This window comes from Pseudomonas turukhanskensis, from assembly GCF_027922365.1.
GTDB lineage: Bacteria > Pseudomonadota > Gammaproteobacteria > Pseudomonadales > Pseudomonadaceae > Aquipseudomonas > Aquipseudomonas turukhanskensis.
Genome location: NZ_BSFN01000004.1, coordinates 143,263 through 157,696, shown reverse-complemented (window position 1 = coordinate 157,696; position 14,434 = coordinate 143,263). Strand labels below are relative to the sequence as shown.

The 14,434-nt window shown below is 61.0% G+C and carries 14 protein-coding genes; 7 read left to right on the top strand and 7 right to left on the bottom strand.

The annotated features are described in order from the left end of the window. The first annotated feature begins 30 nt into the window (after nt 1-30). Entirely contained in the window at nt 31-933 is a 903-nt protein-coding gene (locus PKE98_RS09355) for a DMT family transporter (protein ID WP_271195012.1), read from the top strand. Here the strand turns inward: PKE98_RS09355 and PKE98_RS09350 are convergent. The 3 genes from PKE98_RS09350 to cysK all read right to left on the bottom strand — a co-directional run bounded on the left by PKE98_RS09350 (nt 928) and on the right by cysK (nt 4,955). Beyond that, on the bottom strand, nt 928-2,592 hold the full coding sequence (locus PKE98_RS09350; protein ID WP_271195011.1) for an MFS transporter: 1,665 nt from the start codon (nt 2,590-2,592) through the stop codon (nt 928-930). The two genes, PKE98_RS09355 and PKE98_RS09350, sit on opposite strands and share 6 nt — an antisense overlap. Before the next feature lie 97 nt (nt 2,593-2,689). After that, nucleotides 2,690-3,907, bottom strand: a complete 1,218-nt coding sequence (locus PKE98_RS09345) for an ATP-binding protein (RefSeq protein ID WP_271195010.1) — start codon at nt 3,905-3,907, stop codon at nt 2,690-2,692. A gap of 73 nt (nt 3,908-3,980) precedes the next feature. Further along, nucleotides 3,981-4,955 (bottom strand): cysteine synthase A, encoded by a 975-nt coding sequence (gene cysK / locus PKE98_RS09340; RefSeq protein WP_271195009.1) that lies wholly within the window; start codon nt 4,953-4,955, stop codon nt 3,981-3,983. Between the two features lie 249 nt (nt 4,956-5,204). On the opposite strand from cysK, the gene PKE98_RS09335 reads away from it, so the two are divergent. The 3 genes from PKE98_RS09335 to PKE98_RS09325 all read left to right on the top strand — a co-directional run bounded on the left by PKE98_RS09335 (nt 5,205) and on the right by PKE98_RS09325 (nt 8,651). Next, on the top strand, nt 5,205-6,281 hold the full coding sequence (locus PKE98_RS09335; RefSeq protein ID WP_271195008.1) for a DUF748 domain-containing protein: 1,077 nt from the start codon (nt 5,205-5,207) through the stop codon (nt 6,279-6,281). Between the two features lie 181 nt (nt 6,282-6,462). Further along, nucleotides 6,463-7,308: an AAA family ATPase gene (locus tag PKE98_RS09330; RefSeq protein ID WP_271195007.1), complete on the top strand. Its 846-nt coding sequence runs from the start codon at nt 6,463-6,465 to the stop codon at nt 7,306-7,308. 164 nt (nt 7,309-7,472) lie between these two features. Next, nucleotides 7,473-8,651, top strand: coding sequence for a vWA domain-containing protein (locus PKE98_RS09325; RefSeq protein WP_271195006.1), 1,179 nt, complete (start codon nt 7,473-7,475; stop codon nt 8,649-8,651). 77 nt (nt 8,652-8,728) lie between these two features. On the opposite strand, the gene PKE98_RS09320 is transcribed toward PKE98_RS09325, so the two are convergent. Genes PKE98_RS09320 through PKE98_RS09310 form a run of 3 tightly spaced genes read right to left on the bottom strand, consistent with a single transcriptional unit; the run spans nt 8,729 to nt 10,623 of the window. Further along, entirely contained in the window at nt 8,729-9,262 is a 534-nt protein-coding gene (locus PKE98_RS09320) for a DUF2937 family protein (RefSeq protein ID WP_271195005.1), read from the bottom strand. 35 nt (nt 9,263-9,297) lie between these two features. After that, nucleotides 9,298-10,071, bottom strand: a complete 774-nt coding sequence (locus tag PKE98_RS09315) for a class II glutamine amidotransferase (protein WP_271195004.1) — start codon at nt 10,069-10,071, stop codon at nt 9,298-9,300. Nucleotides 10,072-10,110: 39 nt separating this feature from the next. Further along, nucleotides 10,111-10,623, bottom strand: coding sequence for an MFS transporter (locus tag PKE98_RS09310; RefSeq protein WP_271195003.1), 513 nt, complete (start codon nt 10,621-10,623; stop codon nt 10,111-10,113). A gap of 99 nt (nt 10,624-10,722) precedes the next feature. On the opposite strand from PKE98_RS09310, the gene PKE98_RS09305 reads away from it, so the two are divergent. Beyond that, on the top strand, nt 10,723-12,789 hold the full coding sequence (locus tag PKE98_RS09305; RefSeq protein WP_271195002.1) for a S9 family peptidase: 2,067 nt from the start codon (nt 10,723-10,725) through the stop codon (nt 12,787-12,789). A gap of 135 nt (nt 12,790-12,924) precedes the next feature. Here the strand turns inward: PKE98_RS09305 and PKE98_RS09300 are convergent, their stop codons facing one another. Continuing rightward, entirely contained in the window at nt 12,925-13,224 is a 300-nt protein-coding gene (locus PKE98_RS09300; protein ID WP_271195001.1) for a hypothetical protein, read from the bottom strand. A 64-nt stretch (nt 13,225-13,288) separates the two neighbouring features. Here PKE98_RS09300 and PKE98_RS09295 point away from each other — a divergent pair, with 64 nt between their 5' ends. Then, nucleotides 13,289-13,969: a spermidine synthase gene (locus PKE98_RS09295; RefSeq protein ID WP_271195000.1), complete on the top strand. Its 681-nt coding sequence runs from the start codon at nt 13,289-13,291 to the stop codon at nt 13,967-13,969. 87 nt (nt 13,970-14,056) lie between these two features. After that, on the top strand, nt 14,057-14,428 hold the full coding sequence (locus PKE98_RS09290; RefSeq protein WP_108099891.1) for a YajD family HNH nuclease: 372 nt from the start codon (nt 14,057-14,059) through the stop codon (nt 14,426-14,428). Nucleotides 14,429-14,434: the final 6 nt, after the last annotated feature.

Genomic DNA, 14,434 nt, shown 5'->3' with positions numbered 1-14,434 from the left:
CGCCTCTTTTGTTAATGGCTGGAGATTGTCGTGAGAGTTGCCGATTACACCCGCCTTCTCAGCCTGGCTGCCATCTGGGGCGCGAGCTTTCTGTTTATGCGGGTGATCGTGCCGGTGCTTGGGCCCTTGCCCAGCGCGTTTTTCCGTGTAGCGCTGGCGGCCGTCGGGCTAGTGGTAATTCTCTGGGTAATGCGCGTGCAGTGGAATTTCCACGGCAAGTTTCGCCACTGCCTGGCCCTTGGGGTGATCAATTCCGGGCTGCCGGCCACGATGTATTGCCTGGCGGCCATGGTGCTGCCGGCCGGTTACTCCTCGATTTTCAACGCCACCACCCCCTTGATGGGCGTGTTGATCGGCATGCTGTTTTTTGCCGAACCGCCAACCCCGAGCAAAACGCTCGGCGTGATGCTCGGGCTTTTTGGTGTCGGTTTACTGACCCGTACGGGTCCCGTGGCCTTCGATGCCGAGCTGCTGTGGGGCGCCCTCGCCTGCCTGATCGCGACCACCTGTTACGGCTTTGCCGGTTTTCTCACGCGCAAGTGGCTGGGCGGCGTACCGCTGGATAACCGCGTGACCGCCTGCGGCAGCATGTTTGGCGCCACGCTGTTTCTGCTGCCCCTCTTCGGCTACGCCTTGGTGGAACAACCGCCGGCCAGCTGGGGCGGCATGACGGTGTGGTTGTCGCTGGCCGGCCTGGGCCTGGTGTGCACCGCGTTTGCCTACGTGCTGTATTTCCGCCTGATCACCGATATCGGCCCGATCAAAGCGTCCACTGTCACCTTCGCCGTGCCGCCCTTTGGTGTGTTGTGGGGCGTGCTGCTGCTCGGCGAGCCGCTGTCCTGGGCCTATTTGTACGGCGGCGTATTGATTGGCCTGGCCCTGTGGCTGGTGGTCAAACCCACGCCCATAGCCAAGGCGGCCGAGGCCTCATAAACCGGCGTCGTAGTTGCCCGACTCAAAACTCACGCCATGGCGCACCCGCGGTGGCTCCTCGCCGCTATGCAACAGCACCACCGTGTCGATCAGAGTTTTGTCGTACAACGTCAGGCGGTCGAGCATGCGCAAGTGTTGCAGCCAGTTGTCCACCACCAGCACTTCCTGCCACAGCTCCTGATCGCTGACATCGCGATACATGGCCCAGCGCAATGCACCATTGCGCAACCGCAACCGGCGCAAGCCCTGTACGGCCTTGACGAATTCACGGGTGCGCTCACTGGCGATGCGGTATTCGATGGTGACCAGCACAGACCCGCGTTCGGGGTTGAACACGAAGGTTGGCTGCCCCGGCAGCGTGGCCGGCGCATGAGCGATATTGGTGGCATCCAGCTCAGGCAGGCGCGACTGGTACAACAGCAGCGCGCAGGCAAACATCAGGCTCCCGGCCGCCAGCAAGGCGCCCTGCACGCCCATGGTCTGTGCCAGGTGGCCCCAGAGAAACGAGCCCAGTGCCAAACCGCCATACAACGCGGTTTGATACAACGCCAAGGCGCGCGCCTTGACCCAGTCGGGCACCAGAATCTGCACCGCCGAATTATAGGTCGCCACCGCTGCAATCCAGCAGGCGCCGCCCACCAGCAGTGCCGGGTACAGCACCCACAGCGTGTCGACGCTCCCTAGCAACAGCACGATCACCGCCAGCAGCAACCCGGCAAAACTGATCAACCGGCTGCTGCCGACAAACTGCCGCGCGCGGTTGACCAACGTACTGCCGACAATCGCGCCAATCCCCAGCGCGCCGAGCATATAGCCGTACACCGAGGCGTCGCCCTCGGGGTTGCGGTGGGCCAGAATCGGCAACAGCGCCCAGATGGAACTGGCCGACACGCCAAAGCTGAACGAGCGCAACATCACCAGGCGCGTCACGCTGGAATGCTGAGTAAACCGCAGGGCCGCCTTCACCCCTTCAACGATATGCTCTGGCGGAAACTGCCGCGTCGGAAGGTCACGGCGCCACTGCCAGATGGCGGCGATCAGGCCCAGGTAGCACACGCAGTTGAAGAGAAATACCCAGGCCGAGCCGGTGAAACTCAGCAGCAATCCGCCCAACGCCGGCCCCACCGCGCGGGCAACGTTGTAGTTCACGCTGTTGAGCAACACAGCATTGCCGACCATATTCGGCGGCACCTGCTCATTTACCGCCGCCTGCCAGGCCGGAATGGTGATGGCGCCACCGAGACTGATCCACAGAATCGACACAATCAGCAGCAGCGGATCAAGCAGGCCAGCAAAGGCGATCACGGTGAGAAAGGTGGCGCCGCTAAGCTCGAACGTTAGGCCGATCAGCATGATCTTGCGCCGGTCATGGTTGTCGGCCAGCACCCCGGAAACGATGGACAGCACCACCAGCGGCAACGCCGATGCCACCTGAATCATCGCCACCATCGGCGCGCTGGCCTGCGCCTCAGTGACCACCCAGGCAGCCGCCACCGACTGCGCCCAGGTGCCAAGGTTGGCGAACAGGTTGGCGATCCAGATGATGCGAAAGGCGCGCACGCTAAACGGCGAGAAGATGCCGCCGGCCTTGGGCTTTTCAGCTTCAGGGTTGGCCGGTTCAGCAGGGAGATCATTTTTCGGGGAAACGGACTGCAACATGGGCAACACCTTTTTAAGAGGTAAGCCCAGTGTAGGTTGGGTTGAGCATAGCGAAGCCCAACGATTGGCGGCCAGGGGCGAAAACCACCTCAGCCACTCATGCCCAGATCAGCGAAAGCGGCACGGCAGTCAGTTGCTGGTCGAAACGCACCACCTGCTCCCCGGTGTAGAACACCACTCCGCGCTTGAATTGCCCAGGCGTGGTATCGCGCAGATGGCGCAAGCCATTGAAGTCCTTGGCACTGATCGTGGTTGCCGCCTTGACCTCCACGCCCACCAATTCGCCTTGCCGGTTTTCAAGAACAAAGTCGACCTCCATGCCCGTAGAGGTGCGGTAGTGCAGCAAGTTTGTGCGCATCTGTGCCCAGGCTTGATGCTTGGAGAGTTCGGCAAATACAAAGGCCTCCACCAGATCGCCCGGCAGACCGAGCGCAGCGGCGACGCCCGACTTGCCCAGCCCTTGCAAGTGCGCCATCAGCCCATAGTCGGTCACGAACAATTTCGCCGACTTCTGCAGGCGCTTGCCGAGGTTGGACGACCAGGACGGCACCTGACGAATCAGGAACAGCGTCTCCAGCAGCGTGAGGTAGCGCTTCAATGTGGTCTGCGCAATACCGGTTGAACGGGATAACTCGGCAGCGTTGAGCAGCCCGCCGCTGCGCGCAGCCAGCAATTGCATCAGCCGCGGCAATTCAGTGAGGCCCTCGATCTGCGCCAGATCACGAACGTCACGCAAGAGAATGGTGCTCAGGTAATTGTCGAACCAGGCTTCGCGCCGGCGCTCGGTCGTACGAGACAGTGCTTCCGGGTACCCGCCCGCCATCAGCCGGTCGATAAAGTCATCCCGTTGGTAGGCACACCGATCTGGGAAATCGCCATCGAATAGCCGATCAATCAGGCTAAGTGGCCGATCAGCAATTTCACTTTGCGCCAGCGGCCAGAGCGTCAGCACGTCCATACGACCGGCCAGAGAATCAGCAATCTGCGGCAGGAGCAGCACATTGGCCGAACCCGTCAGCAGGAAGCGACCTGGCGTACGGTCTTTGTCCACCGCGGCCTTGATGGCCAGAAAAATGCCCGGTGCACGTTGCACTTCATCCAGGCACACCGGGCCTTCAAGCGCGCCGATAAAACCAGCGGGGTCGGTCTGCGCCGCCGCCAGCACCGCCGGATCGTCAAAGGTGAAATAGCGAAAATCCTGCGCCAGCGTTCGCACCAGCGTGCTCTTGCCGGTCTGGCGCGCGCCATTGATCAGAACGACTGGCGAGTCGTTCAACGCCTCAAGCGTATTTTGCCGAATTTGACGTGAGAACATGATGTAAATTCATCCACTGAGTGGCTGAAATTACACCACTCTAGTGGATGAATTTCCACCACTTATTCATGCCCTACTGCACCAACTCCTGCTCACTGAACATATCGCTGAACAACATGCTGCTCAGGTAGCGCTCGCCGGAGTCGGGCAGGATCACCACGATGGTTTTGCTCTGCATTTCCGGGCGCTCGGCCAGGCGCACGGCGGCGGCCATGGCGGCGCCGCAGGAGATGCCGCACAAAATGCCTTCCTCACGCATCAGACGCAGGGCCATCGCCTTAGCTTCTTCGTCGTCCACCAACTCCACGCGGTCGACAATGCTCAAATCCAGGTTCTTCGGCACGAAACCGGCGCCAATGCCCTGGATTTTGTGCGGAGCCGGCTTGATCTCGTCACCGGCCAACGCCTGGGTAATCACAGGTGAGCCGCTGGGCTCGACTGCTACCGAAATAATCGGTTTGCCGCAGGTGTTCTTGATATAGCGCGACACACCAGTGATGGTGCCGCCGGTGCCGACGCCCGCCACCAGCATGTCGATGGCGCCTTCAGTGTCGTTCCAGATTTCCGGCCCGGTGGTTTTTTCGTGAATAGCCGGGTTGGCCGGGTTTTCGAATTGCTGCGGCAGGAAGTATTTGCTGCTGTCGGAAGCCGCAATCTCAGCCGCTTTCTCGATAGCGCCTTTCATGCCCTTGGCCGGCTCAGTGAGCACCAGTTCCGCCCCCAAGGCTTTAAGCACCTTGCGGCGCTCCAGGCTCATGGACGCGGGCATGGTCAGCAGCAACTTGTAACCGCGGGCGGCAGCGACAAAGGCCAGACCGATACCGGTGTTGCCGGAGGTGGGCTCGACGATGGTCATGCCCGGTTTGAGCACGCCGCGTTCTTCGGCATCCCAGACCATATTGGCGCCGATGCGGCATTTGACGGAGTAAGCGGGGTTGCGCCCTTCGATCTTGGCCAGGATGGTCACGCCTTTGGGGCCCAGGCGGTTGATAAATACCAGCGGCGTATTGCCGATGGACTGGGCGTTGTCTGCGTAGATGCGGCTCATATCCTCTGTCCTTTGGTGATTCGCAAAGGCAAACAGCCTATGCCTGCCAACGGGCCAGCGTCCAGCCTGAAAAAATCCGAACCGCAGCGGCCTGCGAGCGGTCTAGCCTCTACATTAATAGAGACTTTCTGGGCTAGAGCCAGACAAGGCGAATCGGCGCCCAAGCGCGCAGCGTACTCCGGTACGTGAGCAGCTGAGGCGCCGATTCAACGCCGTATGGCCGACGACCAGGCAATCGGAGCCGAACACATGAAACGACGCTACAGTTGGCCGCTCTGGATCTTTGTTGGACTGGTAGTGCTGGTGGTGGTGCTGCATATCACCCTGCCCTACGTGGTACGCGATTACCTCAACGGCAAACTGGCCGACATGGGCGAATACAAAGGCGAGGTTACCGACGTTGACCTCGCTTGGTGGCGAGGTGCCTACCAAATCAATGGCCTGAACATCCGCAAGGAAGACGGCAAGGTGCCGGTGCCCCTGCTGGATGCCCCACACATTGATATTGCCGTCAGCTGGCATTCGCTCTGGTACGACCACGCCGTGGTCGCCAAGGTGCTCTTTACCCAACCCACGCTCAACTTCGTCGATGGCGGCAAAGACAAGGATGCTTCGCAGACCGGTAAAGGCGTTGACTGGCGCGAGCAATTGAACAAGCTGCTGCCCATCACCCTGGACGAAGTGCGAGTGGTCGACGGCAAGCTGGGCTTCCACAACTACACCTCCACGCCGCAGGTAAATATGCAGGCCACCGAGGTCAATGCCAGCCTCTATAACCTCACCAATGTAGCTGACAAGAACGGCGAGCGGGTGGCTCACTTCGAGGGCAAGGCATTGCTGTTGGGCCACGCGCCGCTGGAATGCACCATCGTGTTCGACCCGTACGAGAACTTCGAAGACTTCAAATTCCGCCTGCGCGCCCGCGACATTGAGCTGCGCAAGCTCAATGACTTTTCCGCGGCCTACGCCAAGTTCGACTTCAACGCCGGGCACGGCGACCTGGTGATTGAAGCCGATGCGAAAAAGGCCCAGCTCAGCGGCTATATAAAGCCGTTGTTGCGCGATGTGGACGTATTCAATTGGCAGCAGGACGTTGAGGACAAGGACAAAGGCTTCTTCCGCTCGATCTGGGAAGCATTGGTGGGTGGCAGCGAGACCGTGCTGAAAAACCAGGGTAAAGACCAGTTCGCCACGCGCGTCGAGCTCAGCGGCAACGTGCACCAGCAGAACATCAACCCCTTCCAGGCGTTTCTGGCGATTCTGCGCAATGGCTTTATTCAGGCCTTCAACGCCCGCTATGAACGGGCCAAGCCTACGGAAGACTAGACCCGCCCCAACCAATGGGCGGTTTCTGGCTACTTGTTCGCGCGTGACCGCCCATTCAGTGACTGAATGGCGCGTCTGCGTTCACAGCCACGTGAGGTGCGCGCTATAGTCGCTGCCTATTCTTAATAAAAACTCCAGGTTTCCTACAGAACCCTGTTCGCTACTGTTTGAGGATTTTCCGATGAAGTTCGAAGGCACCCAGGCTTACGTCGCAACCGACGACCTTAAACTGGCAGTCAACGCCGCCATCACCCTGGAGCGCCCGCTGCTGGTCAAGGGTGAGCCGGGCACCGGCAAAACCATGCTGGCCGAACAATTGGCCGAGTCCTTCGGCGCCAAGCTGATCACCTGGCACGTCAAATCCACCACCAAGGCCCATCAGGGTCTGTACGAGTACGATGCCGTGAGCCGTCTGCGCGACTCGCAGTTGGACAGCGACAAAGTCCATGACGTGCGCAACTACATCAAGAAGGGCAAGCTCTGGGAAGCGTTCGAAAGCGAAGAACGCGTGATTTTGCTGATCGACGAAATCGACAAGGCCGACATCGAGTTCCCCAACGACCTGCTGCAAGAACTCGACAAGATGGAGTTCTACGTTTACGAGACCAACGAGACCATCAAGGCGAAAAAACGCCCGATCATCATCATTACCTCGAACAACGAAAAAGAGCTGCCGGACGCCTTCCTGCGTCGCTGTTTCTTCCACTACATCGCCTTCCCGGATCGCGCGACGCTGCAGCAGATCGTCGATGTGCACTACCCCAACATCAAGAAAGACCTGGTGGCCGAAGCCCTCGATGTGTTCTTCGACGTGCGCAAGGTGCCGGGCCTGAAGAAAAAGCCCTCCACCTCCGAGCTGGTTGACTGGCTGAAGCTGCTGATGGCCGACAACATTGGCGAAGCGGTGCTGCGTGAACGCGATCCGACCAAGGCCATCCCGCCGCTGGCGGGGGCGCTGGTTAAAAATGAGCAGGACGTTCAACTGCTCGAGCGCCTGGCCTTTATGAGCCGCCGCGCTAGCCGCTAACAAACTCACATTGCTTTGCACCCCTCGCCCGCTTGCCGGAGAGGGGCCGGGGGTGAGGGCAGGCCGTTACGCAGATCGCGCCCGGCTTGACACCTCCCCCTCACCCTAACCCTCTCCCTCAGGGAGAGGGGACGGATCGAGTGAACTCCAACGGAGATGCAGCCATGCTGCTCAACCTATTCAACGAAATGCGCGCCGCCAAGGTTCCGGTCTCGGTTCGCGAGTTGCTGGACCTGATCAACGCGTTGAAGCACAACGTCACCTTCGCCGACATGGATGAGTTCTATTACTTGTCGCGGGCGATTCTGGTCAAAGACGAGCGCCATTTCGACAAGTTCGACCGGGCCTTCGGTGCCTATTTCAAGGGTCTGGAAAACCTCAACCAGCACATCGAGGCCTTGATCCCCGATGAGTGGCTGCGCAAGGAATTTGAGCGCTCGCTTACCGATGAAGAGCGCGCCAAGATCGAGTCGCTGGGCGGCTTGGACAAGCTTATCGAGGAATTCAAGAAACGCCTCGAAGAGCAGAAGGAACGCCACGAGGGCGGCAACAAGTGGATTGGCACCGGCGGCACCAGCCCGTTCGGTTCTGGCGGGTTCAACCCTGAAGGCATTCGCGTGGGCGATGCCGGCAAGCGTCAGGGCAAGGGCGTAAAAGTCTGGGACCAGCGCGAGTACAAAAACCTCGATGACCAGGTGGAACTGGGCACCCGCAACATCAAGGTGGCCCTGCGCCGTTTGCGCAAATTTGCCCGCCAGGGCGCGCAAGATGAGCTGGACCTGGACGGCACCATCGACTTCACCGCCCGCGATGGCGGCCTGTTGAATATCCAGATGCGCCCGGAACGCCGCAACGCGGTAAAGCTGCTGATTCTGTTCGATATCGGCGGCTCGATGGACGCGCACGTAAAGGTGTGTGAAGAGCTCTTTTCGGCATGCAAAACCGAGTTCAAGCATCTGGAGTACTTCTACTTTCACAACTTCGTGTACGAGTCGGTGTGGAAGAACAACCTGCGCCGTACCTCCGAGCGTTTTTCCACCCAGGACCTGCTGCACAAATACGGCGCCGACTACAAAGTGGTATTCGTCGGTGACGCCGCCATGGCCCCGTATGAAATCACCCAGGCCGGTGGGAGCGTCGAGCACTGGAACGAAGAGCCGGGCTACGTGTGGATGCAGCGCTTCCGTGAAAAATACAAGAAGCTTATCTGGATCAACCCCTACCCCAAGGACACCTGGAACTACACGGCCTCGACCAATATTGTTCGCGACCTGCTGGAAGACCAGATGTACCCACTGAGCTTGCGTGGGTTGGAAGACGGGATGAAGTTTTTGTCCAAATAAAAAACGCGCCTGCAAGGGCGCGTTTTTTTATGGCTGCTGAAGATCAGCCTCAATCCCCGCAAACCTCGATCACACCTTTACCGCCAAGGCCGCTGCTCGTGCTGAGTAACCTTGTGAGTCCGGTTGAACCCCAACGTCCACCCTGCTCCCAACACCAGCAACTCAACCACGAACGCGAGCAGCAACGCACAACCAATGCCCCAGGCAATCGCTTCCGGGGCCAACAGCACCTGATAGCGATAGCCGTCGTAGGTTTCCTTGAACAAGTCTGGATTGGCGTTGAACGCTACATGCCACACGCGCACGTACCAAGGCCCATTCATGGCCTGCCATTCGGCATCCAGCAGGCGCGAGCGCACCAGCAGGTTGGTCAGGCTGTTGGCATCGCTGGCAAACACCGGGTCACTGCTGGCGCGGTAGTGGGCCACCAGGGCGTCGAGGTCGCCGTTGAAAAATTGCTTGGCGGTCTGGCGAAAGCCGCTGAGGCTTTGCTCGGACTCTTGCCAATGCGCTTCGATGCGTTGGCTGTAGTCATTGATAAAACCGGGAATCTGCACGCCTACCAGCAAGCCTACGGCGAACAGCACCAAACGCAGATAACTTCTGAACATGCCCGCTCCTGCTCCTTATCGCTCTACGGCCCGGCTTAGCTGCGGCCCTGGGCGATGCATTCGCCGCGACGCCACAGGCTCCATTGGCCAGGTTGGTACAAGGTCCAGCTTTCGTTTTCGGTCAACGGCTCGGTGGCCAGCACGGTCACCACGTCGTTGGGCGTGGTTTCGGCCTGGAAGTCGACAATTACATCCACATCCTTCAACCGCGCCGGGCCGAAGGGCGAACGGCGGGTGATTTGCGCCAACTTGGTGGAACAGAAGGCGAACAACCAGTCGCCGTCGCTTAACAGACAGTTGAACACGCCCTTGGTGCGATACGCTGAGCACGCCCGCACCAGGGTTGGCAGCAGCATTTCCACCGACACCGGCTGCGGAAAGGCGCTGCGAATCTGGTTGAGCAGGTCGCAGAATGCGGCCTCGCTGTCGGTATCGCCCACCGGCCAGTAGAAGCTCGGCGCCGGAGCGAAATCCGCCAGTTGCCCATTATGGGCGAAGCACCAATTGCGGCCCCACAGTTCGCGCACGAACGGATGGGTATTGGCCAGGCACACCTTGCCGACATTAGCCTGGCGGATATGGCCAATCACGGTTTCGCTTTTGATGGGGTAGCGCTGCACCAGCTTGGCCACTTCCGAGTCAACGCTCGCCTGTGGGTCCTGGAACAGGCGCAAGCCGCGCCCTTCATAAAAGGCGATACCCCAACCGTCGCGATGCGGGCCGGTGCCGCCGCCGCGCTGCATCAGCCCGGTGAAGCTGAACACGATGTCGGTCGGCACATTGGCACTCATGCCCAGTAGTTCACACATGGCTCAACACTCTTGCAGACAGCTCAGGACGGCAGGGGCTTAAAGACGAGGTTCGATACGCGCCCGACGGCCATCGCTGCCACTGGCGGGAGGCGTATAGCTTTCGGTACGGGGCTTGATGTATGGCTTGCTCTGCGGCTCGCGCTCCATCAACTCGCGCAGGGTCGGAGCGTCTTCGTCGTCCGGCTCGGGCGCCACCTTGGCGGCCTGGCGTTTGTTCCAGGCGCGCTCGATGGGCCAGCGAATCAGCACAAACAACAGGTACACGGCCAAGGCGATCATGCCGTACATGGCCAGATCGGCTACCGCGCGCCAGACGTTGCTGCCCACCTTGAACAGCAGGTCCAGCGCAGAAATGGCCACGGCGGGGGCGTACAAGTCTTTGGCCGGGTCAACAATGGTGGGGGTAAACAGCAGCACGGCAACCACCACCCGCAACGGCTCACGCAGGTAGCGCCACATCCAGCCCGTCAGGCGGAAGAACACCAGCAAGCAGCCCAGGGCGGCAATGGCATAGAGGCCCCAGACGAGGACGTAATCGTTTTCGTTCATGCGGTTCGTGGCGATGCTGGCGAAGGGGCGCTTATGATAGCGGCTTTTCTCCTGCCCGGCGCGCTCGACGTCGGTCGCCCTCGCTCTGGAGTTTTCTGCATGCCGCAAGCGCCCACCACCCGCCCACCTCTCGCCCGCACAGAGCCGGGTAACGACCCTTACCACTGGCTGGAAAACCGCGACAGCGACGACGTGCTGAATTACCTCAAGGCCGAAAACGCCTACCTGGACGAGCAACTGGCCGGTCAGGCCGAGCTGCGCGAGCAATTGTTTGCCGAAATAAAAGGCCGCATCCGCGAGACCGACCTGTCATTGCCATCGCCCTGGGGTCCGTACCTGTATTACACCCGCACCACCGCCGGGGACGAATACCCGCGCCACTACCGCTGCAAGCGCCCAGCCGATGGCAGCAACACCGTCGACACCACCAGCGAGCACCTGCTGCTGGACCCGAACGAGCTGGCCGACGGCGGCTTTCTTGCCCTGGGCGCCTTTAGCATCAGCCCCGACCACGCGCGCCTGGCCTATAGCCTGGACACCAGCGGCGACGAGATTTATCGGCTGTTCGTCAAAGAACTCGCCAGCGGCGCCATCACCGCCCTGCCCTTTGAAGACTGCGACGGCAGCATGACCTGGGCCAACGACAGCCAGACGCTGTTCTTCGGCGAACTGGACGACACCCACCGCCCTCACAAACTCTACCGCCACACCCTGGGCGGCGACGGCGCCGAGCTGGTGTTCGAAGAACCGGATGGCCGCTTTTTCCTCAACTGCTACCGCTCCAGCTCCGAGCGCCAATTGTTTGTCTTGCTCAACAGCAAAACCACCTGCGAAACCTGGGCGCTGGATGCCGACACACCCAGCGGTGCATTCACCTGCCTGGCGCCCCGCGTGGAAGGCCACGAGTATTTTGTCGACCATGGCCGTCTGGTGCATGGCGATGTCGCCGGCAACTGGGGGTGGATCATTCGCAGTAACCAGACCGGCATCAACTTTGCCCTCTATCACGCCGCCACCACCGGCGTACCGAGCCGCGTCGACTGGCAAGAGCTGATTGCCCATAACCCGGCCGTGATGCTCGAAGACACGACGCTGAACGCCGGCGCCATCATCCTCAGCCTGCGCGAAGGCGGTTTACCGATTCTCGAAGTGCACGGCCTGGGCCTGCCGCCAGCGCGCGTTCAACTGCCCGACGCCGCGTACAGCCTGCATGTACAGGACAGCCTGGAGTTCGAGAGCGAGGTGATTCGCCTGCGCTACGAGGCGCTCAATCGCCCGGCGCAAGTGCGCCAATTGCATCTGGTCAGCGGCGAGCAGGTGGTACTGAAAGAAACGCCGGTGGAAGGCGTGTTCGATGCCGATGCTTACGTCAGCCAGCGCCTGTGGGCTAGCGCTGCCGATGGCACGCAAATCCCCATCAGCCTGGTGGCACGCCGCGAAACCCTGGGCAAGCCAGCGCCCTTCTATCTCTACGGCTACGGTGCCTACGGCGCCAGCCTCGACCCCTGGTTTTCCCATGGCCGCCTGAGCCTGCTGGACCGCGGCTTTGTCTTTGCCATCGCCCACGTTCGCGGCGGCGGCGAACTGGGTGAAGCCTGGTACCGCGCTGGCAAGCTGGAACACAAGGCCAACACCTTCAGCGACTTTATCGCCTGCGCCGAGCACGTGATCGCCCAGGGCTACACCACCCCGCAGCAGTTGGCTATCAGTGGCGGCAGTGCGGGCGGCTTGTTGATTGGCGCGGTACTGAACCAGCGCCCGGATCTATTCGCCGCCGCCATCGCCGAAGTACCGTTCGTAGACGTGCTCAACACCATGCAGAACCCCGACTTGCCGCTGACTGTGACCGAGTACGACGAATGGGGCGACCCGCACGAGCCCGAGGTATTCGAGCGCATAAAAGGCTACGCGCCGTATGAAAACGTCGCCGCTCAAGCCTACCCGGCGCTGCTGGCGGTGGCCGGCTACAACGACAGTCGCGTGCAGTACTGGGAGGCAGCGAAATGGGTAGCCCGGTTGCGAGCGCACAAGACGGACGACAACCTGCTGCTATTGAAGACCGACCTGGGGGCCGGGCATGGCGGGATGAGTGGGCGGTATCAAGGGATCAAAGATGTGGCGCTGGAGTATGCGTTTTTGTTGAAGGTATTGGGGTTGGTGGGCTGATACCGCGTTTGGTCCGCCCTCACCCCCGGCCCCCGCTCCCGCACGCGGGCCAGGGGTGACTTCTCCCGCCGATCACTGTTTTAGCACCCTCTCCCGCGTGCGGGAGAGGGTTGGGGTGAGGGGCCGTTAATCTTCCTACTCCTCCACCCGCGGCCTCACCGGCTCCGCGGGCTTCACCTTCGGCGTACTCGGCGCCTGCTGCATCTGCAAGCCGTTATCCCGCTGGTTCACCGTATTGGCCGGCGGCAGACTTCGCGAATCGTAGGCGCCCGGAGCCGTCGGCCGGGCTGCCGGTGCCGGCATCGGCACATTGCGTGGCTGAATGGTCTGGTAGGGATTGGGCGTGGGCGTACCGGGCGAACCCGGCGTCGCCGCCATCGCTCCCGAGCAAGCCAGCAGCCCTGCACCCAGCACCATCAATCTGAACAGTTGCATATCGCACCTCCGTAACCCTGGCGTGAACGTTAGACTACGCGCCCCCGTATTAGGCTCACTCTCGATGAAACGCTTCGTTCTGCTCGACACTGCCCCGATTCCCGAGAATGGCGGCGCCCTGTGCCTGTTCGAGTATGGCGAAGATTTCGTAATCAAGATTCAGGGCGGCGACGGCGGCCAGCTGATGAACACGCGCATGCACGGCTCCGAAGACGCCCTGGCCGAAATCCCCTGCAAACGCGTGACTCACCGCCCCACTCCGCGCGTGCTGATCGGCGGCCTGGGCATGGGCTTTACCCTGGCTTCGGCGCTTAAACACCTGGGCAAAAATGCCCAAGTGGTGGTAGCCGAACTGGTGCCCGGCGTCATCGAATGGAACCGCGGCCCGCTCGGCGCCAAAGCCGGCATGCCCATTGACGACCCCCGCAGCGAGATCCGCTGCGCCGACGTCGCCAACGTACTGCAAAGCGAACCGCAGGGCTTCGACGCCATCATGCTCGACGTCGACAACGGTCCCGAAGGTCTCACGCAAAGAAGTAACAGCGGTTTGTACTCCGCCGCCGGCTTACAGAACTGCCACCGCGCGTTGCGCGCCAAGGGCATTCTGGCCGTGTGGTCGGCCAGCGCCGACCGCAAGTTTTCCGAGCGCGTGGCCAAAGCCGGCTTCAAGGTTGAAGAAGTGCAGGTGTACGCCCACGGCAACAAAGGCACGCGGCACACCATCTGGATCGCGGAAAAACGCTGAGCCCGCTTGAGAAGCCCGCGCGCCGGGCTCACCATAGCAATCACGTGACAAATCTCTTTTTACACCCTGGACTGAACAGGTATTCCCATGAGCACAGAAAAATCGGCGGCCACCCTTAAAACCGACCGCCTGATCGCCGAAGCCCAGCGCAGCCGCGAAGAAGGCTACCGCGCCAAAGCCCTGAAGATGTATCCGCACATTTGCGGCCGCTGCCAACGCGAGTTCGAAGGCAAACGCCTGAGCGAACTGACCGTGCATCACCGCGACCACAACCACGACAACAACCCGCAAGACGGCTCCAACTGGGAGCTGTTGTGCCTGTTCTGTCACGACAACGAACACTCGCGCTACACCGACCAGCAGTACTTCAGCGAAGGCTCCACCGCCAGCCCCACCGGGCCGAAGGTGACACACAAAGCCTTTGCCGACCTGGCCGCCCTGCTGAAAAGCAAAGAGTAAGAGAGC

What these genes read in the sequence shown, in the direction of transcription:
- PKE98_RS09305 (WP_271195002.1), top strand. Translation starts at nt 10,723, where the DNA reads ATGCCGCAAGCGCCCACCACCCGCCCACCTCTCGCCCGCACAGAGCCG.
- PKE98_RS09335 (WP_271195008.1), top strand. Translation starts at nt 5,205, where the DNA reads ATGAAACGACGCTACAGTTGGCCGCTCTGGATCTTTGTTGGACTGGTA.
- cysK (WP_271195009.1), bottom strand. Translation starts at nt 4,955, where the DNA reads ATGAGCCGCATCTACGCAGACAACGCCCAGTCCATCGGCAATACGCCG.
- PKE98_RS09290 (WP_108099891.1), top strand. Translation starts at nt 14,057, where the DNA reads ATGAGCACAGAAAAATCGGCGGCCACCCTTAAAACCGACCGCCTGATC.
- PKE98_RS09325 (WP_271195006.1), top strand. Translation starts at nt 7,473, where the DNA reads ATGCTGCTCAACCTATTCAACGAAATGCGCGCCGCCAAGGTTCCGGTC.
- PKE98_RS09350 (WP_271195011.1), bottom strand. Translation starts at nt 2,592, where the DNA reads ATGTTGCAGTCCGTTTCCCCGAAAAATGATCTCCCTGCTGAACCGGCC.
- PKE98_RS09315 (WP_271195004.1), bottom strand. Translation starts at nt 10,071, where the DNA reads ATGTGTGAACTACTGGGCATGAGTGCCAATGTGCCGACCGACATCGTG.
- PKE98_RS09330 (WP_271195007.1), top strand. Translation starts at nt 6,463, where the DNA reads ATGAAGTTCGAAGGCACCCAGGCTTACGTCGCAACCGACGACCTTAAA.
- PKE98_RS09295 (WP_271195000.1), top strand. Translation starts at nt 13,289, where the DNA reads ATGAAACGCTTCGTTCTGCTCGACACTGCCCCGATTCCCGAGAATGGC.
- PKE98_RS09320 (WP_271195005.1), bottom strand. Translation starts at nt 9,262, where the DNA reads ATGTTCAGAAGTTATCTGCGTTTGGTGCTGTTCGCCGTAGGCTTGCTG.
- PKE98_RS09345 (WP_271195010.1), bottom strand. Translation starts at nt 3,907, where the DNA reads ATGTTCTCACGTCAAATTCGGCAAAATACGCTTGAGGCGTTGAACGAC.
- PKE98_RS09300 (WP_271195001.1), bottom strand. Translation starts at nt 13,224, where the DNA reads ATGCAACTGTTCAGATTGATGGTGCTGGGTGCAGGGCTGCTGGCTTGC.
- PKE98_RS09310 (WP_271195003.1), bottom strand. Translation starts at nt 10,623, where the DNA reads ATGAACGAAAACGATTACGTCCTCGTCTGGGGCCTCTATGCCATTGCC.